Origin of the sequence: Pseudomonas sp. B21-015, from assembly GCF_024749285.1 — a bacterium.
In the GTDB taxonomy this organism is placed as follows: Bacteria; Pseudomonadota; Gammaproteobacteria; order Pseudomonadales; family Pseudomonadaceae; genus Aquipseudomonas.
This window is the reverse complement of sequence record NZ_CP087196.1, coordinates 1,901,778-1,924,876: the sequence shown is the minus strand read 5'-3', so window position 1 is coordinate 1,924,876 and position 23,099 is coordinate 1,901,778. Positions and strand designations below refer to the sequence as shown.

The 23,099-nt window shown below is 59.6% G+C and carries 21 protein-coding genes; 7 read left to right on the top strand and 14 right to left on the bottom strand.

Annotated features, from left to right (window positions below; all coding sequences use genetic code 11):
• Nucleotides 1–2: 2 nt before the first annotated feature.
• Nucleotides 3–1,526, bottom strand: coding sequence for a polyphosphate:AMP phosphotransferase (gene pap, locus LOY38_RS08785; protein WP_258699673.1), 1,524 nt, complete (start codon nucleotides 1,524–1,526; stop codon nucleotides 3–5).
• Between the two features lie 311 nt (nucleotides 1,527–1,837).
• Between pap and mnmC the strand changes: the two genes are divergently transcribed.
• From mnmC to LOY38_RS08760, 5 genes are all read left to right on the top strand, one after another.
• Nucleotides 1,838–3,820 carry a bifunctional tRNA (5-methylaminomethyl-2-thiouridine)(34)-methyltransferase MnmD/FAD-dependent 5-carboxymethylaminomethyl-2-thiouridine(34) oxidoreductase MnmC gene (gene mnmC, locus LOY38_RS08780; RefSeq protein WP_258699672.1) on the top strand — a complete coding sequence of 661 codons (1,983 nt, stop codon included), beginning with the start codon at nucleotides 1,838–1,840 and terminating at the stop codon, nucleotides 3,818–3,820.
• Nucleotides 3,821–3,942: 122 nt separating this feature from the next.
• Nucleotides 3,943–5,715, top strand: coding sequence for an N-acetylglutaminylglutamine amidotransferase (locus LOY38_RS08775; protein WP_258699671.1), 1,773 nt, complete (start codon nucleotides 3,943–3,945; stop codon nucleotides 5,713–5,715).
• A gap of 3 nt (nucleotides 5,716–5,718) precedes the next feature.
• Nucleotides 5,719–7,467: an N-acetylglutaminylglutamine synthetase gene (gene ngg / locus LOY38_RS08770; protein ID WP_258699670.1), complete on the top strand. Its 1,749-nt coding sequence runs from the start codon at nucleotides 5,719–5,721 to the stop codon at nucleotides 7,465–7,467.
• A 161-nt stretch (nucleotides 7,468–7,628) separates the two neighbouring features.
• Nucleotides 7,629–8,819 carry an osmoprotectant NAGGN system M42 family peptidase gene (locus LOY38_RS08765; protein ID WP_258699669.1) on the top strand — a complete coding sequence of 397 codons (1,191 nt, stop codon included), beginning with the start codon at nucleotides 7,629–7,631 and terminating at the stop codon, nucleotides 8,817–8,819.
• Nucleotides 8,820–8,977: 158 nt separating this feature from the next.
• On the top strand, nucleotides 8,978–9,205 hold the full coding sequence (locus LOY38_RS08760) for a YheU family protein (RefSeq protein ID WP_003199186.1): 228 nt from the start codon (nucleotides 8,978–8,980) through the stop codon (nucleotides 9,203–9,205).
• An 18-nt stretch (nucleotides 9,206–9,223) separates the two neighbouring features.
• On the opposite strand, the gene csrA is transcribed toward LOY38_RS08760, so the two are convergent.
• From csrA to LOY38_RS08745, 3 genes are all read right to left on the bottom strand, one after another.
• On the bottom strand, nucleotides 9,224–9,409 hold the full coding sequence (csrA, locus tag LOY38_RS08755) for a carbon storage regulator CsrA (protein WP_064616631.1): 186 nt from the start codon (nucleotides 9,407–9,409) through the stop codon (nucleotides 9,224–9,226).
• Between the two features lie 153 nt (nucleotides 9,410–9,562).
• Nucleotides 9,563–9,895, bottom strand: a complete 333-nt coding sequence (locus tag LOY38_RS08750; protein WP_258699668.1) for a YnfA family protein — start codon at nucleotides 9,893–9,895, stop codon at nucleotides 9,563–9,565.
• A gap of 64 nt (nucleotides 9,896–9,959) precedes the next feature.
• On the bottom strand, nucleotides 9,960–10,775 hold the full coding sequence (locus tag LOY38_RS08745; protein WP_258699667.1) for an SDR family oxidoreductase: 816 nt from the start codon (nucleotides 10,773–10,775) through the stop codon (nucleotides 9,960–9,962).
• Between the two features lie 287 nt (nucleotides 10,776–11,062).
• Between LOY38_RS08745 and LOY38_RS08740 the strand changes: the two genes are divergently transcribed.
• Entirely contained in the window at nucleotides 11,063–11,221 is a 159-nt protein-coding gene (locus tag LOY38_RS08740; RefSeq protein ID WP_172901242.1) for a DUF3309 family protein, read from the top strand.
• Between the two features lie 59 nt (nucleotides 11,222–11,280).
• Here LOY38_RS08740 and LOY38_RS08735 read toward each other — a convergent pair whose 3' ends face one another.
• The 10 genes from LOY38_RS08735 to LOY38_RS08690 form a co-directional block, all read right to left on the bottom strand.
• On the bottom strand, nucleotides 11,281–13,374 hold the full coding sequence (locus LOY38_RS08735; RefSeq protein WP_258699666.1) for an LTA synthase family protein: 2,094 nt from the start codon (nucleotides 13,372–13,374) through the stop codon (nucleotides 11,281–11,283).
• A 397-nt stretch (nucleotides 13,375–13,771) separates the two neighbouring features.
• Nucleotides 13,772–14,374 (bottom strand): START domain-containing protein, encoded by a 603-nt coding sequence (locus LOY38_RS08730; protein WP_258699665.1) that lies wholly within the window; start codon nucleotides 14,372–14,374, stop codon nucleotides 13,772–13,774.
• Between the two features lie 41 nt (nucleotides 14,375–14,415).
• Nucleotides 14,416–14,670 (bottom strand): YkgJ family cysteine cluster protein, encoded by a 255-nt coding sequence (locus LOY38_RS08725; RefSeq protein WP_258699664.1) that lies wholly within the window; start codon nucleotides 14,668–14,670, stop codon nucleotides 14,416–14,418.
• Nucleotides 14,671–14,836: 166 nt separating this feature from the next.
• Nucleotides 14,837–15,304 (bottom strand): translation initiation factor 2, encoded by a 468-nt coding sequence (locus tag LOY38_RS08720; RefSeq protein ID WP_258699663.1) that lies wholly within the window; start codon nucleotides 15,302–15,304, stop codon nucleotides 14,837–14,839.
• Nucleotides 15,305–15,391: 87 nt separating this feature from the next.
• A complete protein-coding gene (locus tag LOY38_RS08715) occupies nucleotides 15,392–16,831 on the bottom strand; it encodes a PLP-dependent aminotransferase family protein (protein ID WP_258699662.1) in 1,440 nt (479 codons plus the stop codon).
• 227 nt (nucleotides 16,832–17,058) lie between these two features.
• Nucleotides 17,059–17,871, bottom strand: coding sequence for an OmpA family protein (locus LOY38_RS08710; RefSeq protein ID WP_258699661.1), 813 nt, complete (start codon nucleotides 17,869–17,871; stop codon nucleotides 17,059–17,061).
• Nucleotides 17,868–18,224 carry a DUF4398 domain-containing protein gene (locus LOY38_RS08705; RefSeq protein WP_258699660.1) on the bottom strand — a complete coding sequence of 119 codons (357 nt, stop codon included), beginning with the start codon at nucleotides 18,222–18,224 and terminating at the stop codon, nucleotides 17,868–17,870. The genes LOY38_RS08710 and LOY38_RS08705 overlap by 4 nt, the downstream gene beginning before the upstream one ends.
• A 9-nt stretch (nucleotides 18,225–18,233) precedes the next feature.
• The gene (locus tag LOY38_RS08700) at nucleotides 18,234–19,070 is read right to left on the bottom strand and encodes an ABC transporter substrate-binding protein (RefSeq protein ID WP_258699659.1); all 837 of its coding nucleotides are present in this window, start codon (nucleotides 19,068–19,070) and stop codon (nucleotides 18,234–18,236) included.
• 69 nt (nucleotides 19,071–19,139) lie between these two features.
• Complete coding sequence (locus LOY38_RS08695) at nucleotides 19,140–20,069, bottom strand: electron transfer flavoprotein subunit alpha/FixB family protein (RefSeq protein ID WP_258699658.1); 930 nt, start codon at nucleotides 20,067–20,069, stop codon at nucleotides 19,140–19,142.
• Complete coding sequence (locus LOY38_RS08690; protein ID WP_007903904.1) at nucleotides 20,070–20,819, bottom strand: electron transfer flavoprotein subunit beta/FixA family protein; 750 nt, start codon at nucleotides 20,817–20,819, stop codon at nucleotides 20,070–20,072.
• A 547-nt stretch (nucleotides 20,820–21,366) separates the two neighbouring features.
• Here LOY38_RS08690 and LOY38_RS08685 point away from each other — a divergent pair.
• On the top strand, nucleotides 21,367–23,031 hold the full coding sequence (locus tag LOY38_RS08685; RefSeq protein WP_258699657.1) for an electron transfer flavoprotein-ubiquinone oxidoreductase: 1,665 nt from the start codon (nucleotides 21,367–21,369) through the stop codon (nucleotides 23,029–23,031).
• Nucleotides 23,032–23,099 lie beyond the last annotated feature (68 nt).

Sequence of the window (23,099 nt, the reverse complement as noted above, 5' to 3'; positions counted from 1 at the left end):
GTTCAGCGCTTGTTTTTCTGCAGTTTCTTCTCGCGTTTGTCGGACTTTTCGAAGGCTTCTTCCAGCGCATGGTTAATGGTGCGCAGGACCTTGACCCGCGCCCAGCGCTTGTCGTTGGCTTCCACCAGGGTCCAGGGCGATATCTCAGTGCTGGTGCGATCGACCATGTCGCCAACGGCGGTGCGATAGTCATCCCATTTATCGCGATTGCGCCAGTCATCTTCAGTGATCTTGAAGCGCTTGAAGGGGATCTGTTCGCGCTCCTGAAAGCGTTCCATCTGAGTCTGTTTATCGATGGCCAGCCAGAACTTGGCCACGATCACCCCGGCATCGGCGATCTGCTCTTCGAAGTCGTTGATCTCGCCATAGGCGCGCATCCAGTCCGCCTTGCTGCAAAAACCTTCGACGCGCTCCACCAACACCCGGCCATACCAGGAGCGGTCGAACACAGTGAATTTGCCCCGCGCCGGAATATGCCGCCAGAAACGCCAGAGATACGGCTGCGCCCGTTCTTCCTCGGTAGGCGCGGCGATCGGCACGATGTCGTACTGGCGTGGGTCAAGCGCCGCGGCCACCCGACGAATTGCCCCGCCCTTGCCTGCCGCGTCGTTGCCTTCGAACAACGCGATCAACGCGTGGCGACGCATTCGCTTGTCGCGCATCAGCCCGGAAAACCGCGCCTGCTCGGTAATCAGTTGCTCTTCGTAATCGTCCTTGTCCAGGTTCAGGGTCAGGTCCAGGCTATCGAGCAGATTCACTTGATCGACGCTGGGGAACAAGGGCGCGGCGCTGACTTTATGCGGGTGAATCCTCGGTCTCTTCAGCGCGCTCTGCAGGCCCTCGAGCAGGATCTTGCCAACCGTCAGACTGCGGTAGTGCGTGTCCACGCCAGCGATCACATGCCATGGCGCATAGTCGCGGCTGGTGCGGCGCAATACACGTTCGCCGTACTTCACAAACTTGTCGTACGTTTGGGACTGTTGCCAGTCCAGCGGGCTGATGCGCCAACTGTGCAGCGGATCGTCAGCCAGCGCCTTGAGCCGCGCTTTCATTTGTTTTTTGGAGAGGTGAAACCAGAACTTGAAGATCAGCGCGCCTTCGTCGCAGAGCATCTTCTCCAACCGCTCGGCCCCGTTAATGCTTTGATCAAGTCGCGGATCCTTGAACAGGCCATGAACCCGTCCCTGCAGCATCTGGCTGTACCAGTTGCCGAAGAAAATCCCCATGCGGCCCTTGGCCGGAAGCATCCGCCAGTAACGCCAGGCGGGCGGTCGCGCCAGCTCTTCGTCGGTCTGCTGGTCGAAGGTGCGGACCTCGATCAAGCGCGGGTCCATCCATTCGTTGAGCAACTTGACCGTCTCGCCCTTGCCGGCCCCTTCGATGCCGTTGATCAAAATGATGACCGGAAAGCGGTGTTGCTGCCGAAGTTCGAACTGCGCTTCGAGCAAGGCTTCACGCAACGCCGGCACTTCGGCTTCATAGGTTTCTTTGTCGATGACATGACCGATTTCGGCAGATTCGAACATGGCGCGGCTCCTTCCAGGATTGAGCAAGACTAGCGGAAGATGGGGGTTTGCGGTGAAGCAAAAAAAGATCAAAAGATCGCAGCCTTGTAGCAGCTGGCGCAGCCTGCGTTCGATCGCGAAGCGGTCGCCAAACCGGCGACAATGCATTACCGGAAAACCACGTTGTCTGACTTTGCGACCGCTTCGCGATCAAACGCAGCCTTCGGCAGCTGCTACAGAATTTCAGCGACAGGTCGAACGTGTCTTGCCATGGATCAAGCACCGCTGCGGCGATCGGCTAGAATGGCCTCCTTGCCGTTGCCGAGCCTGCCATGAAACCTGTATTGCCCCACGCCCAGCTCGACTGGGACGACCAAGGTCGCCCGCGCTCGCGGGTGTTCGATGATGTGTATTTTTCCGACCAGTCGGGCCTTGAAGAAACTCGCTACGTGTTTCTGGAGCAAAACGATTTGCGTGACCGTTTCGCCGCATTGCCGGTGAATGGTCGACTGGTGATTGGCGAGACCGGGTTCGGCACCGGGCTGAATTTTCTCTGTGCCTGGCAGTTGTTCGAACAACACGCGGTGACCGGTGCACGGCTGCATTTTGTCAGTGTCGAAAAGTACCCGCTGAGCGCCCCCGACCTGCAACGGGCCCTGGCGTTATGGCCAGATCTCAAGCCGTTCGCCGATCAACTGCTGGCGCAATACGTGGCGATCCATCAAGGTTTCCAGCGCCTGGTGCTGGACAATGGCCGCGTCACTCTGACCTTACTGGTCGGCGATGCGCTGGAGCAGTTGCCCCAACTGGATGCGCAGATCGATGCCTGGTTTCTCGACGGTTTCGCCCCGGCGAAAAACCCCGACATGTGGACCGCCGAACTGTTTGCCGAACTGGCTCGCCTGGCGGCACCCGGCTCGACCATCAGCACCTTCACCAGCACCGGTTGGGTGCGCCGCCTGCTGAACGCGGCGGGCTTCAAGATGAAACGCACGCCCGGCATCGGCCACAAGTGGGAAATTCTACGGGGCACATTCCTCGGCTGGCCTGAAGAGGCTGCTAAACCAGTCTCGGCAAAACCCTGGTTCGCTCGCCCACAACCGCTGACCGGCGAACGCCGCGCCCTGGTGATCGGCGCCGGGCTGGCCGGTTGCGCCAGTGCCGCCAGCCTCGCCGCACGGGGCTGGCAAGTGAGCCTGCTGGAACGCCACGAGGCACTGGCGCAGGAAGCTTCGGGCAATCCTCAAGGCGTGCTTTACCTCAAGCTTTCGGCCCATGGCACCGCGTTGTCGCAATTGATCGTCAGCGGTTTCGGTTACACCCGACGCCTGCTGGAACACTTACAGCGCGGCGTCGACTGGGACGATTGCGGGGTCTTGCAATTGGCCTTCAATGCCAAGGAAGCCGAGCGTCAGGCGCAGTTGGCCGCAGCTTTTTCGCCAGGCCTGGTGCACCTGCTCGATCAACTCCAGGCTCAGGCCCAGGCCGGCATCGAACTGGAGCACGGCGGCCTGTTCTTCCCTGAAGGTGGCTGGGTTCATCCGCCTGCGTTGTGCCAGTGGCAGGCGTCTTCAACGAACATCCAGTGGCTGCCCCATCGCGAGGTGCTGGAACTGCGCAAGGTCGATGAACAATGGCAGGCCTGGGACGGCGATGCACTGCTGGCCAGCGCGCCCGTGGTGATTCTGGCCGGCGCCGCCGAGATCAAGCGGTTTCCCCAGAGCGCCGAGCTGCCCCTCAAACGCATTCGCGGCCAGATCACCCGACTGGCGCAAACCCCTGAAAGCCAGAGCCTGGCGACCGTCGTCTGCGCCGAAGGCTACGTGGCGCCCGCGCGTCTGGGCGAACACACCCTTGGCGCCAGCTTCGATTTCAAGAGCGATGATCTGGCCCCGACCGTCGCCGAGCACCTCGGCAACCTGGCGTTGCTCGAAGAAATATCCACCGACCTGGTCGCCCGTCTGCATGTTCAAGACCTGGAGCCGCTGCAGCTAGAAGGGCGCGCGGCGTTCCGCTGCACCAGCCCCGACTACCTGCCGATCGTCGGACCACTGGCCGACCAGGCCACCTTCGCCACTGCCTATGCCGCGCTGAGCAAAGATGCCCGGCAAGTGCCCGACGTCCCCTGCCCATGGCTCGAGGGTTTTTACGTCAACAGCGGCCATGGTTCTCGCGGTTTGATCACCGCGCCATTGTCTGGCGAGCTGTTGGCGGCATGGCTTGAGAACGAGCCGCTGCCCTTGCCCAAAGTGGTGGCCGAGGCTTGCCATCCCAACCGTTTTGCGTTGCGCCAGTTGATCCGCGGAAAAGTCTGACGCGCCCGCTTATAACTTATCGGTCTAAAACTCCGGGGATTCAGCCGGGTCAGTTTCTGAGTACCTGCCGTTTTTGGCGGGTATCGATTGACCCTCCCCAACGGAAAAACCGGTAAGGACTTATGTGCGGATTAGCTGGAGAATTACGTTTCGACCATCAACCTGCGGACCTCGCAGCCATTGAACGAATCACCCATCACCTGGCCCCTCGCGGCCCTGATGCGTGGGGCTTCCACAGCCAAGGCCCGATTGCCCTCGGTCATCGGCGCCTGAAAATCATGGACCTGTCGGACGGCTCGGCGCAGCCGATGATCGACAACCAGTTGGGCCTGTCCCTGGCTTTCAACGGCGCGATCTACAACTTCCCGGAACTGCGTACCGAGCTGGAAAGCCTCGGTTACACCTTCTATTCCGGTGGCGACACCGAAGTGCTGCTCAAGGGTTATCACGCCTGGGGCGAAGCCCTGTTGCCCAAGCTCAACGGCATGTTCGCCTTCGCCATTTGGGAGCGCGATGCCAAACGTCTGTTCATTGCCCGTGACCGTCTCGGCGTGAAGCCGCTGTACCTGTCGCGTACCGGCCAGCGCCTGCGCTTTGCCTCGGCCCTGCCGGCATTGCTCAAGGGCGGCGACATCAACCCGATCCTCGATCCGGTGGCGCTCAATCATTACCTGAACTTCCACGCAGTGGTCCCGGCCCCGCGCACCTTGTTGGCGGGCATCGAGAAACTGCCCCCGGCGAGCTGGATGCGCATCGAAGCGGACGGCACCACCGAGCAGAAAACCTGGTGGACCCTGCCCTACGGCCCACACGCCGACGAGCTGAATCTGACCCTCGAAGACTGGCGCGATCGCGTGCTCGACAGCACCCGTGATGCGGTGGCGATCCGTCAACGGGCAGCGGTGGATGTCGGTGTGCTGCTCTCGGGTGGCGTCGATTCGAGCTTGCTGGTGGGGCTGTTGCGCGAAGTCGGGGTCGAAGACTTGTCGACCTTTTCCATCGGCTTTCAGGATGCTGGCGGCGAGCGCGGTGACGAGTTCCAGTATTCGGACCTGATCGCCAAACACTACGGCACCCGGCACCATCAACTGCGCATCGACGAAAAAGAGATCATCGATCAGCTGCCCGCAGCGTTCCGCGCCATGAGCGAGCCGATGGTCAGCCACGACTGTATCGCCTTCTACCTGCTGTCCCGGGAAGTGGCCAAGCACTGCAAGGTGGTGCAGAGCGGTCAGGGCGCGGACGAGTTGTTCGCCGGTTATCACTGGTATCCGCAGGTGGACGGCGCCAGCGATCCGTACACAGCGTACCGCGATGCGTTTTTTGACCGCAGCTACGCCGACTACACCGCCACGGTGCAGCCGAAATGGCTGACGGCCAACGACGCGGCCGGTGACTTCGTGAAGGAACATTTCGCCCAGCCCGGTGCCGACGCGGCGGTGGACAAAGCCCTGCGTCTGGACAGCACCGTGATGCTGGTGGACGACCCGGTCAAACGGGTCGACAACATGACCATGGCCTGGGGTCTGGAAGCGCGTACGCCGTTTCTCGACTATCGCCTGGTGGAATTATCGGCGCGGGTGCCGGGTAAATTCAAACTGCCAGATGGCGGCAAGCAGGTGTTGAAAGAGGCGGCGCGACTGGTCATTCCGAGTGAGGTGATCGACCGTAAAAAAGGCTACTTCCCAGTGCCGGGACTCAAACATTTGCTGGGCGACACGCTGAATTGGGTGCGTGAATTGCTGCTCGACCCGAGTCAGGATCGCGGCCTGTTCAACCCCGCCATGCTCGACCGCCTGCTGACCGATCCGCAAGGTCAACTGACCCCGTTGCGCGGCTCCAGGCTGTGGCAATTGGCGGCCCTGAACCTGTGGCTCAGCGAACAAGGAATCTGATCGATGAAACCCAACGCCACGGCTTACAGCCAACGCTTGTTGCGCGGTCAGGCCCCCTCCTACGAACGCTTGCAGGCACGCCTGGCCGAAGACGGCAGTGAACTCGGTGCTGCGCCGATAGCCGTGCATTGCGGTTGGGGTCGGTTGCTGATCGGCCATACCTTTCCCGATGCCGCGAGCCTCGCCCAAGAGTTGCTCAATGAGCAGCCCGGTGAACGGGACATCGCCTTGTACGTCGCCGCTCCCCAGCAAGTGCTGGGGCTGGAGCCTGCCCAGTTGTTTCTCGACCCGTCCGACACCTTGCGCCTGTGGTTCAGCGATTACCGACAGGCCACCCGGGTATTTCGCGGTTTCCGCATCCGTCGGGCGCAAAGCGAGGCGGACTGGCAGGCGACCAATCAGCTGTATCAGGCCCGCGGCATGCTGCCGATCGACGCCAGCTTGCTGACCCCACGCCATCAGGGCGGCCCGGTGTATTGGCTGGCCGAAGATGAGGACAGCGGCGCAATCATCGGCAGCGTCATGGGCCTCAATCATCACAAGGCATTCAACGACCCGGAAAACGGCAGCAGCCTCTGGTGCCTGGCGGTCGATCCGCAATGCTCCCGTCCAGGTGTCGGTGAGGTGTTGGTGCGGCACTTGATCGAACACTTCATGAGTCGTGGCCTGAGCTACCTGGACCTGTCCGTGTTGCACGACAACCGTCAGGCGAAAAGTCTTTACGCCAAGCTCGGTTTTCGCAACTTGTCGACCTTCGCCATCAAGCGCAAGAACGGCATCAATCAGCCGTTGTTTCTTGGCCCGGGCCCCGAGGCCGAGTTCAATCCGTATGCGCGAATCATCGTCGAGGAGGCTCATCGCCGCGGCATTGATGTGCAAGTGGACGATGCGCAAGCCGGTCTGTTCACCTTGACGCACGGTACTCGCCGCGTGCGTTGTCGCGAATCCCTGAGCGATCTGACGAGCGCCATCAGCATGACCTTGTGTCAGGACAAGAGCCTGACCCACAAGGCGCTGAAAAATGCCGGTCTTAAACTGCCAGCCCAACAACGGGCGGGGAGCGCGGACGACAATCTGGCGTTTCTCGACGAGCACCAACGGGTGGTGGTCAAACCGCTGGACGGTGAACAGGGCCAAGGGGTGGCGGTGGATTTACGTAGCATCGAAGAGGTCCAGCAAGCCATCGAAAACGCCCGCGCATTCGACAGTCGAGTGCTGCTGGAAAGTTTTCACGAAGGCCTCGATTTGCGGATTCTGGTGATCGGATTCGAGGTCGTCGCGGCCGCCATTCGCCGGCCGGCGGAAGTGGTGGGTGATGGTCAGTATTCCATCGGGGCGCTGATCGAGGCCCAGAGCCGTCGCCGTCAGGCCGCCACCAGCGGTGAAAGCAAAATCCCGCTGGACCATGAGACCCAGCGCACGTTGCAGGCGGCGGGTTATGACTACAGCAGCATTCTGCCGGCCGGCGAGCATCTGTTCGTACGGCGCACGGCGAACCTTCATACCGGCGGCATTCTTGAAGACGTCACGGCGATCCTGCATCCAACCCTGGTGGACGCGGCAGTGCGCGCGGCGCGGGCGCTGGATATTCCGATGGTCGGGCTCGATCTGATGGTGCCGGCCGCCGACCAGCCGGAGTATGTGTTTATCGAAGCCAACGAGCGCGCGGGGCTGGCCAACCATGAACCGCAGCCGACGGCCGAGCGGTTTGTGGATTTGTTGTTTCCGCATAGTCAGCCGGCGGTTTCATAAATGTGTGCAGCCTGATCTGACGCCATCGCGGGCAAGCCCGCTCCCACAGTTGACCGCGCGCCCTGTGGGAGCGGGCTTGCCCGCGATGGCGGCCTGACAGGCAACGTAGATTCTCCCCCTTCATCGAAACCATCGATGCTCTCACTTCATCAGGAGTTTCCATGACCCGCAAAATTCCCGAACCAGATCTCAATTACCTGCAAAAAGTCCTGCTGGAAATGCTCGCCATTCCCAGCCCGACCGGGTTCACCGACACCATTGTGCGGTACGTCGCCGAGCGTCTTGAAGAGCTGGGTATTCCCTTTGAAATGACCCGTCGCGGCACCATCCGTGCCACCCTCAAGGGCAAGAAGAACAGCCCGGACCGCGCGGTTTCCGCCCACCTGGATACCATTGGCGCGGCGGTTCGCGCGATCAAGGACAACGGCCGCCTGACCCTGGCGCCAGTCGGTTGCTGGTCCAGCCGTTTTGCCGAGGGCAGCCGCGTCAGTCTGTTCACCGACAACGGCGTGATCCGCGGCAGCGTGTTGCCGTTGATGGCCTCCGGGCACGCATTCAACACCGCCGTGGATGAAATGCCGATCAGCTGGGATCACATCGAATTGCGCCTGGACGCCTATTGCGCCACCCGCGCCGATTGCGACTCGCTGGGGATCAGCGTCGGCGATTTCGTCGCCTTCGACCCGTTGCCGGAGTTCACAGAAAGCGGCCACATCAGCGCCCGTCACCTCGATGACAAGGCCGGCGTTGCCGCACTGCTGGCGGCGCTGAAAGCGATTGTCGACAGCGGCGAAGAGTTGATGATCGACTGCCATCCGCTGTTCACCATCACCGAAGAAACCGGCAGCGGTGCGGCGGCGGCCCTGCCCTGGGACGTCAGCGAATTCGTCGGCATCGACATTGCGCCGGTCGCGCCCGGCCAACACTCCAGCGAACACGCGGTGAGCGTGGCGATGCAGGATTCCGGCGGGCCTTATGACTATCACCTGTCGCGGCACCTGCTGCGTCTGGCCAGCGACAACGAACTGCCGGCGCGTCGGGACCTGTTCCGCTATTACTTCAGCGATGCTCACTCGGCCGTCACTGCCGGCCACGACATTCGCACCGCCCTGCTGGCCTTCGGTTGCGACGCCACCCACGGCTATGAACGCACCCACATCGACAGCCTCGCCGCCCTCAGCCGTTTGCTCGGTGCCTACATCCTCAGCCCACCGGTGTTCGCCAGCGATGCACAACCGGCCACGGGATCGCTGGACCGGTTCAGTCACCAGATAGAACACGAGACACAGATGGAAAGCGATACACGAGTGCCGTCGGTCGATAGTTTGATTGGGCAGCGCACAGACAGCTAAGGCGAACTGTAGGAGCTGCCGAAGGCTGCGATCTTTGAATCTTGATCTGCAGCGATGCAACAGGTGCAAAGATCAAAAGATCGCAGCCTTCGGCAGCTCCTACTGGTGATGCGTTCATAACCGCCGTAGCATCGCGCCATTGTTTAGCCGAGGTGCCTATGCTGATCCCACACGACCAACTTGAAGTCGATACGCTGACCCGTCTGATCGAGGATTTCGTGACCCGTGACGGCACGGACAACGGCGATGACACACCGCTGGAAACCCGTGTCTTGCGTGTCCGTCAGGCATTGACCAAGGGCCAGGCACTGATCGTCTTCGATCCGGAAAGCGAGCAATGCCAGTTGATGCTCAAGCACGACGTGCCCAAGCACCTGTTCGACTGAGGCCCTTGAAAACGCCCCCTAACGAGCTTTGGCTTTTGCCTGTTTGATCTGGATGCGCTCATAGACTTCGGCGCGGTGTACGTTGACCTGCTGCGGCGCTTCAACACCGAAGCGCACGCTGCTTCCGTTGACGGCAAGAACCCGCACGGAAATGTTGTCACCAATGGATATCAACTCGCCCACAACGCGACTGAGTACAAGCATGGCATTCGTCCTTCTGGATGACCGGCCCTTGAAGATGCCCGGCGCGTGGCGGGTCTTCAATGCAACAGCAGCAAAACAGTCCCGCCCTACAGCGCAAGATGCATCGCCCTGACGGACGCGTCCGACAAACCGGTTGAATGAAGGACCGATCCTTCAGGAAGCAGAGAAGCGCGGACCAAACAGGATGACACTCGCCCCAAGCACACACAGCGCCACGCCAATCCAGTCCGAGCCCAGTGGACGAATCCGCTCGACCACCGCCAGCCAGCCAATCGACGCAATGATGTAGATGCCACCGTAGGCGGCATAGGCGCGGCCGGCGTAGCTCGCTTCGACCCGGGTCAGCAACACCGCGAACAAGATCAGGCTGAGCAACGCAGGAATGACCCACAAGACGCTTTTACCTTGGCGCAGCCACATCCAGAAGGCGAAGCAGCCGGCGATTTCAAACAGCGCGGCGAGGAAAAACCACAGGTAATTGAGCATGCAGAGGTCTCGTGAGGATGGCCGGTTGCGGCCACCCTAACGACGCTGTTGCGCACGGGCAAGTTCAGCTTGCGTTTTGTTTGGCCTTGGCGCGCATTTTGTCGGCCATCACGGTCATTTCGTTGTAGAGCAATTGCGGGGTTTTCTGCTTGATCGCCCAGGCCATGCGCCCCTGTTCGTGAGGCAGGATCAAGAATTCGCCGGCGGCGACCTGCTGATAGATGTAGTCGGCAATGTCGGCAGCGGTAATCGGCGAGCTTTCCAGCAATTTGCCGACCTGGGCTTTCATGGCCGGGGTCGGGCCGCGGAAAGAGTCCAGCAGGTTGGTCTGGAAGAACGACGGGCAGACCACATGCACGCTGACTTCCTCGTGGGCCAGTTCGATCAACAGGCTTTCGGACAACGCCACTACGCCCGCCTTGGCCACGTTGTAGTTGCTCATGGCCGGGCCTTGCATCAGGGCCGCCATCGAGGCGATGTTGATGATCTTGCCTTTACTTTTCTCCAGCAGCGGCAGGAAGGCCTTGCAGCCCTTGACCACGCCCATCAGGTTGATCGCGATCTGCCAGTCCCAATCCTCCAGCGACAGTTCACTGAAGAAACCGCCCGAGGCCACACCCGCGTTGTTGACGATGACATCGATGCCGCCGAGTTTCTCTTCGCAGGCTTGGGCGAAGGCGGTCAGCTGACTGTAGTCGCGCACATCGCAACGCAGGATGAAACCGTCGCCGCCGGCTTCGCGCACCCGCTTCAGGGTTTCTTGCAGGCCGGGTTCACTGACATCCGACAAGGCCAGCTGCCAGCCTTCACGCGCCCAGCGCAGAGCGACTTCGCGACCCAGGCCTGAGCCCGCGCCAGTGATCATCATGCGATTTTGCATAGCAAACAGCCTTGTTGTTCCGGGGAAGATGCACCGAGTGTAGCGAAGGATAATGCGCGACCCACGCTCCATCAGAGTGCTGAATGGCCAACGATGAACCGCGGCGCGGTACGGCTGTTTCAACTTTGAGACGCAGTAAAAGAAATAAGCGTGCTTTCCAAATACATTAAAAAAACCTGGAATTTTTTCTCATATCCATGAGTCGGATTTTGTAAGCAGCTAGGATTAATACAAGTCCAGCTGATGGCTAAAACCCTAGGTCAATCCACAACGCTTCCAACAAGGAAATAGACATGGGCACAATTCTTATCGTTATTCTTATTCTGTTGTTGATAGGTGGTTTGCCGGTCTTCCCGCATTCCAGAAGTTGGGGTTACGGCCCGTCTGGTATCATCGGCGTAGTGTTGGTGGTGTTGTTGATCCTGTTGCTGCTTGGCAAGATATAAAGATTTTACCGGCAAAAAAAAGAGGCCCTGCGAAGGGCCTCTTTTTATGTCCGGAGAACTTAGTCCGGCTTGCCGTCAACCACACCGGCGGTGTTGTCCAGCAGGCTCTTGGTGGCCGTCTGGATGAACGACTCGAGCTTCTGCTTCAGCGCAGCTTCGTCAGCCGATGCCGGGATCAATTCACCTTTCGGGTTAGCGCCCAGTTCGTATTGATACAACCTCGGCGGCATCTCTTTAGGCAGTACCAGCACGCGATCAGCCGTGAGCAACGCGACCGTCTGATCGCTGCCTGACGGCTTGATCATGCCGAAGCCTTTGTCACCTTCCGGCAGGTTCAGCAAATCGCGCCCCCAGCATTGATGAACCACGTCGCCACCAATGCGGCCCATGATGGTCGGCACGATGTCGATCTGGGTGCCCACGGTGTGGTCGACCTGACCGAATTTTTCCTGGATGCCCGGGCCGATCATCAGCATCGGCACGTTGAAGCGGCCCAGGTCCATTTCGGTGATCTGCTGTTCGTTGCCAAAACCGTGGTCGCCGACGATCACAAACAGGGTTTCCTTGAAATACGGCTCTTTACGGGCCTTTTCAAAGAACTGACCCAACGCCCAGTCGGAGTAGCGCATGGCGGTCAAGTGTTCATTGAGGCTGCCACGATCGGTCACGCGCTCCACCGGCAATGGCGTCGGCAAGGCGTATGGCGTGTGGTTGGACAGGGTTTGCAGCAAGGCATAGAACGGTTTCTTGTCCTTGCCGTCACGGGTTTTCAGTTCTTCCAGGCCACGGTTGAACATGTCCTGGTCAGACACACCCCAGGTAGGGTCGGAGAACACCGGGTTGACGAAGTCATTGCGCCCGATGAAGTTGGTCATGCCCTGGTTGCTGAAGAAGCCCGACTGGTTGTCCCAAGAGAAGTCGCCGTTGTAGACGTACACATCGTCGTAGTCACGAGCGCTGAGCAACTGCGGCAGGCCGGACAGTTTGTGGCTGCCTTCCGGGGTCTGCATCAGGTATTCGAAACCTGGCAGGTTCGGGAAGCAGGCCATGGTAGCGAACATGCCCTGGTGGGTATGGGTACCGTTGGAGAAGAAACGGTCGAACAACAGGCCTTCTTTCGACAGTTTGTCAAAGTACGGCGTGACCTCGCCCGGACGTCCCAGAGCGCCCACCGAGTGACCGGCGAAGCTTTCCATCAGGATCACCACGACGTTCTTGATCGGCAGTGTCTTGTTGGTATCGGGGCTGTAGTTGCGGCGCACCGCGGCGGTCTCGGAATCGACCAGCTTGTCGCTCGGGGTCAGCAACATATCGCGCACGGTCTGCTGAGCCAGAGGCTGTTCCAGTGTGGCTTTCCAGATATTGTCGCGTTCTTCGGACATCCGGCTCTTGGCCGCCGCGATCAGCGACAGCGTACCGTTGAGGCCCAACTGGTTGGCGAAGTTGGAGTCGGTGGTGTAAACGTCACCCCAGCGCAGGGGCGGGCCCTGACGCAGGGTGCCACGAGCCGCGACCACGCAGACCAGCAGGCAGACCACGAACACCACGCCGCGCGCATACCACGGCGCGACCTGGCGCGTGCCAATGCTGCCACCGCTGAACGGCCCGCGAGGACGCGTGGCGCGGTCGGCGCCCTTGAGCGCGAGAGTCAGAATCAGCGTGCCCACGGCCCAGGCCAACAGATAGCGAACCACCGGAAAACCATACCAGAGCATGCTCATCACGGTTTTCGGGTCTTCTTTCACGTACTGGAAGACCAGGCCGTTGAGGCGCTGGTGGAACTCGCGGTAGAAGTCCATCTCCATCAGGCCGAGGAACAGCGCGATGCTCGAGGCAACGGTCAGCCAGAACCGGAAGAACCCGCGGGCCGCCATGGCCCGGGCGCTGAACAGGGCCAGCAGCAGCGGAACGCTGAGGTAAACCACCAGACGCAAGTCGAAACGCAGGCCGTTGGCGAACGCTTCCAGGAAGGTCGAAGCCGGTGTGTCGAGGATCATCGAGCGGTTGTAGACCAGCAGCGCGACGCGCAGCAGGCTGAACATGACCATCATGATCAGGGCACACAACAGCGTGTAGGCCAGATGCGATTTGACGGTCGGTTGCAGCAGGCGACTAGAAGCTCGCTGCTGACTCAGGGCGTCCGGGTTTGCCATGTCGTTTTAGGACCCATTGGAAGTTGAAGTTTCAAAAATACAGCAGCGCCTTGCCTAATGCTGATCGGTCAACCTGTGGGAGCGGGGTTGACTGAACTGGCATTAGGCGTCTTGCCCTCTGTTGGCCATTCTCGGCCCCGGGGCGTGCGCGGTGCGCAAATGTTGCACGATCAACCGCGGCATTACCATTGATTACTTAGCGCTCTGGGACAAGCAGCGTGGCGCAAAGTTGCGGGGTTGACTCGTTGGGGCGCGGGTGAATTGTCTTGGAGGCCTTGTGAAAATTTCGTGCAACGCATATCCGGTAACAAAATAACGCCCCGCCCTCAGTAAGAAACGCAAACGCCCCGAACCAGTCGGGGCGTTGTTGAACGGGCCGTATCAAAAGAGTACGCGATTACTTCTCGGCGCGTTCTTTCAAGGCTTTAAGGGTATTGAACGGCGCGTCGACCACGAACTTGTTGGCCAGCCACGACGGCACGCTGCCGCCCGGATCGGTGTGAACCTGATAAGTCACTTCAACTTGATCGCCTTTAGGCACGAGCTTCCAGAAACCTTTGACCTGGGCGACCCGTACAAAGCCCTTTTCTTCCGCAAGGTACTTCGGCTGCCCTTCCAGTTCGCGGGTCAGACTGCCATCGGCGCCTTCAACGGTGGTGACATGCATCACCGAATCGCGAGCAGTGACCGGCCAGGGGGTATTGAACTGGGTGTAAGTCCAACTCTGATTGCCTTCGTGTTTGAGCAGCTTCTGGGTCTTGCACTCGTGAATCCAGGCACAGGCACCTGGAACGTCTTCCTGCAATGCACGCAGTTTGGCCATGGTGGTCTTCATGACGGTTACGCCGCGGTAAGCCTTGTATTGGGAACCGGCCACTTCACTCAAGGACACTTTTATACCGTCTTCGTCCTTGGCGGTTTTCCAGTCTTCGGCCTGAGCCGTGGAGGCCAGCAAAACAGTCAAACCACACAGCACAGCCATACGATGCAGCGAACCCATAATCTTATTCCTTATTGTTGAAGTTCCGTTCGTTGAACACATCACGCGACCGTCATTTTCTCCCACCAGCCCAGCAACTTGATCGCCTCGTCGCGGCTGCTTCCACAGACCTCGACATCGGCTTCAAACGCTGAACACACCGCAGGACGTTCCGGCTTGCCAAAAATACTGCACAGGTTATCGGCAGACAGTTGTACGCAACGTTCTCCGGCGGCTTTGCCATTGGGCATGCCGGGAATCGGCGAACTGATGGAAGGGGCAATGCAACAGGCGCCACAGCCTTCACGGCATCTCATGACGACAAGCTCCTCGCGACGGGCAATGTGTTAAAGGGACGTGGCACAGAGTAACGGCTAAAACGGCTGTTTAAAATTACCAGAGCCCGGGTTTTTTCACTCAAACGAATGTGACTGGCCAGTCTCCGACAAAGCGTCTGGTCCGCGGGTCACGAATGGGGGAAATTTACTGCTTGAATTCGAATTCCAGCGCCGCGCCTTCAACTTCCCGGCGCTCTTCATTGCGCAGTTGCAGTTTCATTTCATTGCTGATCAGGCGACCGTTAAGCTGGAACGGACTGCTCTTGTCACCGAACATTTGCGGCAACACCGCATCGTGTCGGGGCAACGGTACTGTGCCGACCGGTTTCAGTTCTTCGACCATGTCCTTGGGCAAGCTCAAGTCGAGACTGGCGGGAGGGAGTTTGGCTTTCACGACTTCACTGGCCGGTTTCGACTTGGAAGCAATGGGGGGGCGTTTTTTGACCGCAGCAGCCTTCTTATTGACCGGTGCGGCTTTTTTGACCGGGGCCGGTTTTTTCGCGGTTGTGCTGGCTGTCGTTTTTTCCTGAACGGAAGCCGCCATGACACCTTGCGCGTGACAGGTCATCAACAGGCAGATCAACAGCCATGCGACAGGAAAAATCGGTTTCATGGACCCAACGACACGAACGGCAGAGGCTCATATGCTCGCCTGTTGGCGACAACAAGACAAGCGGGCAGTTCACAACTGCCCGGCAGGTCAAAAACCGCTCGCCGTCTCCTGACAAAGTTGCGTCGCCAGCAACCCCAGCGTCATCAATGCACGCTCAGCCTCGCGGTTCCAGGGGATGCCACAGTTCAGGCGAATGCAGTGATTGAACTGCTCGGTGTTACTGAAAATCAGCCCCGGCGCAATGCTGATGCCCTGCTGCAATGCACGCACATGCAGCTCCTGCGTGTTGACCCGCCCCGGCAGGCTGACCCACAGAATGAAACCGCCAGTGGGCCGGGTCATCTGCGTGCCTTCCGGGAAGTACTGCTGCACCCCCAGCTGGAAAGCGCTGAGGTTCTTGCGGTACTCCTGACGGATATAGCGCAAATGCCGGTCGTAGCCACCGTTCTCCAGGTAAGCCGCAATGCCCATTTGCGTGACGCTGCAAGCCGAATGCGTGCTGAAGGTCTGCAAGCGCTGGATTTCCTGTTGGTACTTGCCGGCAATCATCCAGCCGATCCGCACGCCCGGTGACAGGGTTTTGGAGAAGCTGGAGCAATAGATCACCCGATCCAGCCGGTCGTAGGCCTTGAGCGATTTGGTGCGACCCTGTTCGAACATCAGTTCGCCGTAAATATCGTCTTCAACGACCTGGATATCGAAATCCGAGGCCAGACGCAGCAATTGTTTTTGCCGTTCTTCGGGCATGGTGCCGCCCAAGGGGTTGCTCAGACGCGTGGTCAGCACCAACGCCTTGATCGACCACTGGTTGGCCGCCAGTTGCAGAGCCTCGAGGCTCATGCCGGTGGCCGGATCGCTGGGAATCTCGATGACTTTCAACCCCAGCAGGTCGGCCAGTTGCAGCAAACCGTAATAGGTTGGCGATTCGGCGGCGATCAAATCGCCCGGCCGGGTCAACACGCGCAAAGACATCTGCAACGCATCGACACAGCCGTGGGTGATGACCACTTCCGACGGGTCGACCACCACGCCGGCATCGCGCATGCGGATCGCCACTTGCCGACGCAACGGCTCGAAACCGGGGCTGAACATGTAGCTGAATGCCCGCGGGCTATGGAAACGAGTGACTTTGGCCAGTTGCTGATGCAGCGCCCGCACCGGCAGATAATCGACACTCGGCACAGCCGCGCCCAACGGAAAAACACCTTCGCGACGGGATTCGACCAGGACTTGCTGAATGATGCTGCTGCGGGTGACAAGGCCGGGGCGCTCGACCCGGGCGATGTCCGGGGTGGGCGCCGTCAGGGCCGGCGTCTGGTGCACGTAATAACCGGATTGCGGCCGGGCGCGGATCAGCCCCTGATCCTCAAGGTTGGCATAGGCCTGCAACACCGTCGCATGGCTGACGTTGAGCTGCGAGCTCATCTTGCGCACCGAAGGCACGCGCTCCCCCGGTTGATAGACACCACGGCGGATGTCTTCGGCCAGTTGCTGAGCAATACGTTGATAGAGCAAGAGATTGGTCATGACGCAGCACTCGATTTCACGGGCATTTTATTCTTGTGTGGAACAATACCGGAACAGTTTAGAAGTGTACTGGGACAGTTACTACAATAGTCGACCATACAGTGCAGTGTCAGCAAAAACTGTACTGCTTTTATTGGCACGGCAAGCACAAAAAACCCGGCACTGCTGAACAGGCCGGGCCATAGGAGCTGTACAGGATTTCTGACGTTTATCCAGTGACGCAGCCCTTAGCGGGCGGCGCCAAGCTGGCCTTTTTCGTCGGAGAACACAATTTCCACCCGACGGTTCTGTGCACGACCGCGCTCGGACGCGTTGGCGTCCACCGGGTATTCATCGCCATAACCTTCGACCTGGATGCGTTTGTCGTCGATGCCCAGGTCCATCAGCACGTCAGCCACCGACTGCGCACGGTCACGGGACAGCTTGAGGTTTTCCTGTTTACCGCCAGTGCTGTCGGTGTAGCCCTCAATCCGCACCACACGCTTGGGGTTGAGCTGCAGGAACTGGACGATCTTCAGCACCACGCGGTTCGCCGAGGTTTTCAGCTCCGCTTCACCGGTATCGAACAACACATCGCCCAAGGTCATCACCAGACCACGGTCGGTCTGGGTGGTCGCCAACGCCACGATCTGCTCTTCGATCCACTTGCCCTGTTGCTGCACGCTGAGCAACTTGGACTCACGCAGGGCCAGTTGCAGGCGCTGACGCTCGAGTTCGAGCTTCGCCGCGCGCTCCTCATTGAGCACCTGGTTGGTGTGTTCCCGGGCGATTTCACTGTAGCGCTGGCTCAGGTAAGCGTAATGCAACACGTCCGAACCGCTGCCCCAGTAACTGGACAAACGATCGGCGCGGGCAAGGGACTCACCGGCACGGATCACGTCTTTGGGCGCGATGCGCAGCACATTGGAGTCTTCCTTGACCTTCTGGAAGTCGACGCCAGCCTGCTGTAACGCGGCTTCGCTGTGTTGACCGGCGCAGCCATAAAGGCTTGCGCAACCAGCCAGGATCAAGCCGCCGAGTACTTGGGTCTTGAGGCTCATTGGGCATCTCCCAGTTGCTTGCGCAGGCGAGTGATGCGGGTATTGAGCACGTTCAACTGCTCCTCGCTCTTGAGGGTCAGGACCCGGGCTTCGGCCAGGCGCGCGTCCAGCTCGGCCTGCTCGGCCCACATGCGCGCGTTCTTGAAGGACTGGTCGGTCATGTTGCCCTTGGCACGGTTGAACTTGTCCTGGGCCAGTTTCAGCTCCGGCACTTCATCGGCGGTAGCACCCACGGCCTTGGCTTGCTCGAGGGCCTGTTCGGTCAGGCGCATTTGTTCATTCGGCGCCGGATCGGCTGCACAACCCGCCAGAGCCAGAACGGCCAGGGCAGCGAAAAGAGGTCGAATACTCACTAAAAATCCCTACTGATTTGGGGTACTGACAGGTTGTTGCTGCGGTTGTGAGCTTTGCGCTTTCCAACGCTCGATATTGCGCAGCAGCGCGGCTTCCGTCAGTCCGGACGCGGGCAATTCTGTCATCTTTTTGGCCAGCTGTCCGCGCAACCAGGGATCGTTGCAGGCCGAGTTATGGGAAATGGCGAGATACAGACCCGGTTTGTCGACGGGTTGTGGGTGGGCCATCAAGTCATTGGCCATCCCCAGCGTTTGCGCCATGGCCATGCCCGAGTAGCGGCCGGCGAGGACAAATTCCACTTCGCCCAGCAGCAATTTCTGAAAGGCCTGGGTCAGGTTGGGTGTGCGCACAAGGGTCAATTGCTGCTCGGCGAACGTGCCAAATGACAGGGTCACTCGAGCCTTTTCCGACATGGCACCGGAATGGCCGTGAAGGTCCTGCGCTTCGTTGTAGACCAGTAACGAGTCGTTGCGGGTCCAGAGCAGGTAATCGTTTTCCAGCAGCGGTGGATGAATGTAATCCAGACTTTCCAACTCTCTGACCGTCAACGGCGCATCGGCCAGCATGTCCATACGCCCGCTGCGCACCTCATCCAGGGCCTGGGAGCGTTTGCCGGCGTAAAGCAGCTCGACCTTGATGCCCAACTCCCCCGCCACGTGCTGCAACAGGTCGGCGCTGGCGCCAATCAGATACTTGGGGTTTTGCGGATCTTGCCACAGGTACGGCGGTGCGTCCGGGCTGCCGGTCACGATCAAGCGCTCGCATTTGCCCGCGGCAGCAGACAGCCCCGGCATCAGCGCCAGCCCCAGCAGTAATGACCAGCCACACACGCGGCGCAAATCCATGGCGACTCCATACAGAACAAAAAAAAGCCCGACCAAAAGGCCGGGCTCTTTATAAGTCAAGCCGCCGGATTAGACCAGCTTCTCGAACTCAGGGATGGCTTCGAACAGATCCGCCACCAGGCCGTAATCGGCCACCTGGAAGATCGGTGCTTCTTCGTCCTTGTTGATCGCCACGATCACTTTGGAGTCTTTCATGCCGGCCAGGTGCTGGATCGCGCCAGAGATACCGACGGCGATGTACAGCTGTGGCGCAACGATCTTGCCGGTCTGACCGACTTGCATGTCGTTGGGTACGAAACCGGCGTCGACCGCGGCACGGGAAGCACCAACGGCAGCGCCCAGCTTGTCGGCCAGGGCGTACAGGTGTTTGAAGTTGTCGCCGTTCTGCATGCCGCGACCGCCGGAAACGACGATCTTGGCAGCGGTCAGTTCCGGACGATCGGACTTGGCCAGTTCTTCACCGACGAAGCTGGAAGTGCCCGCATCGTGAGCAGCGGCAACGGCTTCAACCGATGCCGAACCACCTTCAGCGGCAACCGGGTCGAAACCGGTCGCACGCACGGTGATCACTTTGACCGCAGCGTTCGATTGAACGGTCGCGATGGCGTTACCGGCGTAGATCGGGCGCTTGAAGGTGTCTGCGCTTTCGACCGAGATGATCTCGGAGATCTGGTCAACGTCCAGCTGCGCGGCAACGCGCGGCAGGATGTTTTTGCCGTTGGAAGTCGCGGCAGCCAGGATGTGGCTGTAGCCAGCGCCCAACTCAGTTACCAGTGGGGCAACGTTTTCCGGCAGTTGATGAGCGTAAGCGGCGTTGTCGGCCAGCAGCACTTTCGCCACGCCAGCGATTTTCGCAGCGGCTTCAGCCACGGCGCCAGCGCCCTGACCTGCAACCAGTACGTGGATGTCGCCACCGATCTTGGCAGCAGCAGCCACAGTATTCAGCGTGGCCGGGGCCAGTACTTTGTTGTCGTGTTCAGCAATAACCAAGATAGTCATTTAGATTACCTTCGCTTCGTTTTTCAGTTTCTCGACCAGTTCAGCCACCGACTTGACCTTGATACCCGCGCTGCGTGCAGCTGGCGCTTCGACTTTCAGGGTCTTGTTGGTGGAGGCGGTGGAAACGCCCAAAGCGTCCGGAGTCAGCACTTCAAGCGGCTTCTTCTTGGCTTTCATGATGTTTGGCAGCGACGCGTAGCGTGGCTCGTTCAAACGCAGGTCGGTGGTGACGATGGCCGGCAGTTTCAGCGAAACAGTCTGCGCGCCGCCGTCGATTTCGCGAGTCACGGCAACCGTGTCGCCGGACACTTCGACTTTGGACGCGAACGTGCCCTGGCCGTAGCCGCTCAATGCCGCAAGCATCTGGCCAGTCTGGTTGTTGTCGCTGTCGATGGCTTGTTTGCCGAGGATCACCAGCTGAGGCTGTTCCTTGTCGACAACCGCTTTCAACAATTTGGCAACGGCCAGGGAAGTCAGATCTTCAGCGGATTCGACGAGGATGGCGCGGTCGGCACCCAGAGCCAGCGCGGTGCGCAGTTGCTCTTGAGCGGTGGACGGGCCGATGGAGACGACGACGATTTCAGTCGCAACGCCTTTCTCTTTCAGACGTACGGCTTCTTCCACTGCGATTTCGCAGAACGGGTTCATCGACATCTTGACGTTGGCGAGGTCGACGCCGGAATTGTCCGCCTTGACACGAACCTTGACGTTGTAATCCACAACGCGTTTGACAGCTACAAGAACCTTCATGGATTCCTCGTTACTCTCCGGTGAAAAGAAAGTCGCCTAGGCGAACCTGGCGGTTGATGCTCATCGGCGCAAGGGCACCTCTAAAAACGCTGGCAGGTGTATCGGGTGAGCCTTGCTCACGAGGCAGATAACCGTTCGTCAGTGGTGACCGACGAGTCATTCATTATCGCGGCGTGTAAACTGCGCGCCAAACCTTCGCGGCGCATCACCTGGTACTGCCATCGCCCTGTCTTTAGAGGTGCTCTTGAAACCAACAGTCAGCCTACGGCGAGCGCAAAACCGCCCGTATCTTGACCGGAACACCTATTCCGGTCAATACGGCAAAATGGCCAGTCATAAGCCGCGTGACTTTGATTTATCTGGCTTTGAGCCAATTCAAACAAACGTTTGTATTGGACGCTAGGAGTGGTGTAGATATAATGCGCCACCTAGAGAGAAAGGTGGGTCATCCATTGTCGCTTTCGACGCCTGATCGAAGGAAATAATGGATGCAACGCCAAACCTCCAATTAGAAAAAAACTGTTGAGCCTTGAGTAGGAGATAGCCTGTGGAACGCGAATACATGGAATTCGACGTGGTCATCGTCGGTGCCGGCCCCGCTGGCCTGTCCGCCGCCTGCCGTTTGAAGCAGAAGGCCGCCGAAGCCGGTAAGGAAATCAGCGTCTGCGTGGTCGAAAAAGGCTCCGAAGTCGGCGCTCACATCCTGTCCGGTGCGGTGTTCGAGCCACGGGCGCTGAACGAACTGTTCCCGGACTGGAAAGAACTCGGCGCACCGCTGAATACGCCCGTCACACGCGATGACATCTTCGTTCTGAAAAACGCCGACAGCGCGCAGAAGATTCCTGACCTCTTTGTGCCCAAGACCATGCACAACGAAGGCAACTACATCATCTCCCTGGGCAACCTGTGCCGCTGGCTGGCCCAGCAGGCCGAGAACCTGGGCGTGGAAATCTACCCGGGCTTCGCCGCCCAGGAAGCGCTGTTCGACGAGAACGGCGTGGTTCGCGGAATCATCACCGGCGACCTGGGTGTCGATCGCGAAGGCAATCCGAAAGAAGGCCTGTACACCCCGGGCATGGAGCTGCGTGCCAAGTACACGCTGTTCGCCGAAGGTTGCCGCGGCCACATCGGAAAGCAGCTGATCAAGCGCTTCAACCTCGACAGCGAGGCCGACGCCCAGCATTACGGCATCGGCCTGAAAGAAATCTGGGAAATCGACCCGGCCAAGCATCAGCCAGGCCTGGTGGTCCACACCGCCGGCTGGCCGCTGGACATCATGGGCACCGAGAACACCGGTGGTTCGTTCCTCTATCACCTGGAAAACAACCAGGTGGTCGTCGGTCTGATCGTCGACCTTTCCTACAGCAACACCTTCCTGTCACCGTTCGACGAGTTCCAGCGCCTCAAGCATCACCCGGTGCTCAAGCAATACCTGGAAGGCGGCAAGCGCATCAGCTACGGCGCTCGTGCATTGGCCAAGGGTGGTATCAATTCGCTGCCGAAGATGGTCTTCAAGGGTGGTGCACTGATCGGTTGCGACCTGGGTACCATGAACGTGGCCAAGATCAAGGGCAGCCACACCGCGATGAAGTCCGGCATGCTCGCCGCTGACGCCGTGGCCGACGCGCTGTTCGCCGATCTGGACGGCACGCAAGAGCTGACCACTTACGTCGACGCCTTCAAGAAGAGCTGGCTCTATGACGAACTGTTCGCCAGCCGCAACTTCGGCCCGGCGATGCACAAATTCGGCCCGATACTCGGCGCGGCGTTCAACTACATCGACCAGAACTGGTTCGGCGGCAAACTGCCGTTCACCCTGCACGACACCAAGCCGGATTATGCTTGCCTGAAACTGGCGGCCGACTGCAAGAAGATCGACTACCCGAAACCGGACGGCAAGATCAGCTTCGACAAACTCAGCTCGGTGTTCATCTCCGGTACCAACCACGAAGAAGAGCAGCCGTGCCACCTGAAGCTGACCGATCCAAGTATCCCGATCGGCAAGAACCTGCCGCTGTACGATGAGCCCGCCCAGCGTTACTGCCCGGCCGGCGTATACGAAGTGGTAACCCAGGAAGACGGCGAGAAGCGCTTCCAGATCAACGCCCAGAACTGCGTTCACTGCAAGACCTGCGACATCAAGGACCCTGCACAGAACATCACCTGGGTGGCGCCGGAAGGCTCTGGCGGCCCGACTTATCCGAACATGTAAGTCGAATCGCTGAACATCAAGGCTCCCGAAATGGGGGCCTTTTTGTTGCCTGCAATTCAAGCGTCAAC